Source organism: Pseudomonas sp. PS02303 (genome assembly GCF_029959925.1).
Taxonomy (GTDB): domain Bacteria; phylum Pseudomonadota; class Gammaproteobacteria; order Pseudomonadales; family Pseudomonadaceae; genus Aquipseudomonas; species Aquipseudomonas mandelii.
Genome location: NZ_JASCOM010000504.1, coordinates 1 through 1704, shown reverse-complemented (window position 1 = coordinate 1704; position 1704 = coordinate 1). Strand labels below are relative to the sequence as shown.

Below are 1704 nucleotides of genomic sequence, written 5' to 3'. Positions count from 1 at the left end.
ATCGCGAGCAGGCTCACTCCTGCTGGGGGACCGCAGATCAACTGTGGGAGCGAGCCTGCTCGCGATGGGGCCGGTCCAGACTCCACACAATCTCCATATTCCCCTCATAAATCCCCCACACACCGATTCCAGACTCTCCCCATCCAAACAGGGAGAGTCCCATGAACCGCAGCCTGACCCTAAAACTCGGGGCAATCGCCCTTCTGATTCTGCTATTGCTGATTCCGTTGCTGATGATCAACGGCGTCATCCAGGACCGCCAGCAATTGCGCGACGGTGTGCTTGAAGACATTGCCCGCAGCTCCAGCTACAGCCAGCAACTGAACGGGCCGCTGATGGTGGTGCCGTATCGCAAAGTGGTGCGCACCTGGAAGCTCAACGAAAAAACCAACCAGCGTTATCAGGAAGTCGGTGAGGAGCGCGGTCGTCTGTATTTCCTCCCGGAACGCTTCGAACTCGATGGCCAGGTGCAGACCGAACTGCGCTCCCGAGGCATTTACGAGGCGCGACTGTTCCACGCCGACAACCGCATCAGCGGGCATTTCTCGGTCCCGGCACAACTGGGCATCAAGGAAGACTTCGCCGATTACCAGTTCGACCAGCCGTTTCTGGCCGTCGGTATCAGCGACATTCGCGGCATCGAAAACGCCCTGAAACTCGAACTCAATGACCAGCGGCTGGACTTTGTTCCGGGGACCCAGGTGGGCTGGTTAGGCGAAGGTGTACACGTGACATTGCCAGCGCTGGATACCAAGCAAGCCACGGAGTTGACCTTCGGTTTCGACCTGCGGCTGCAAGGCACCGGTCAGTTGCAGATCCTTCCGGTGGGTAAGACCAGCAAGGTGTCGCTGAGCGCCAACTGGCCGCACCCAAGCTTCATCGGCAACTACCTGCCGGCCCAGCGTGAAGTCACCGATCAGGGGTTTACCGCCAACTGGCAGACCTCGTTTTTCTCCACGAACCTGCAGGAAGCGCTGAGCAGTTGTGTGTCCGGCGGTGGGTGCGAGGCGTACAGCGGCCGCAGCTTTGGCGTGAGTTTCATTGATCCGGTGGACCAATACCTCAAGAGCGATCGGGCGATCAAATACGCACTGCTGTTCATCGTGCTGACCTTCGCCGGATTCTTCCTCTTCGAAGTGCTGAAAAGCCTGGCGGTGCACCCGGTGCAATACGCATTGGTGGGGGTTGCGCTGGCATTCTTCTACCTGTTGCTGCTGTCGCTGTCGGAGCACATCGGTTTTGCCCTGGCTTATCTGTTGTCGGCCGGCGGCTGCGTGTTGCTGATCGGGTTCTATGTCTGCCATGTGTTGCGAAGCGCGCGTCACGGCTTGAGCTTTTCGGCGGGGTTGGCGGCGTTGTATGGCTTGCTCTACGGCTTGTTGAGTGCCGAGGACTACGCGTTGTTGATGGGCTCGTTGTTGCTGTTCGGCTTGCTCGGCGTGTTCATGGTGCTGACCCGCAAGCTGGATTGGTACGGGATCGGGCAGAAGCCGGCCAAGCCGTTGGCGTTTGATCTGGGGGCGGTGGAATGAGCCGGTCGGTGGGGTTGCGCGAGGATCAGCGGGAGGGGGAAGAGTTGGCGAAGCAGATATTCGGTTTGTTTCCTGTTGACCCGGTGTGGTGCCATCGCGAGCAGGCTCGCTCCCACATGGGATCTGCAGTGAACACAAGGTTCGTGCACACCACCGATCAACTGTGGGAGCG

1 protein-coding gene is annotated in these 1704 nt (G+C 59.3%); it reads left to right on the top strand.

What is annotated here, in order from left to right:
* Nucleotides 1–161 precede the first annotated feature (161 nt).
* A complete protein-coding gene (creD, locus tag QMX98_RS34505) occupies nucleotides 162–1532 on the top strand; it encodes a cell envelope integrity protein CreD (protein ID WP_282412078.1) in 1371 nt (456 codons plus the stop codon).
* Nucleotides 1533–1704 lie beyond the last annotated feature (172 nt).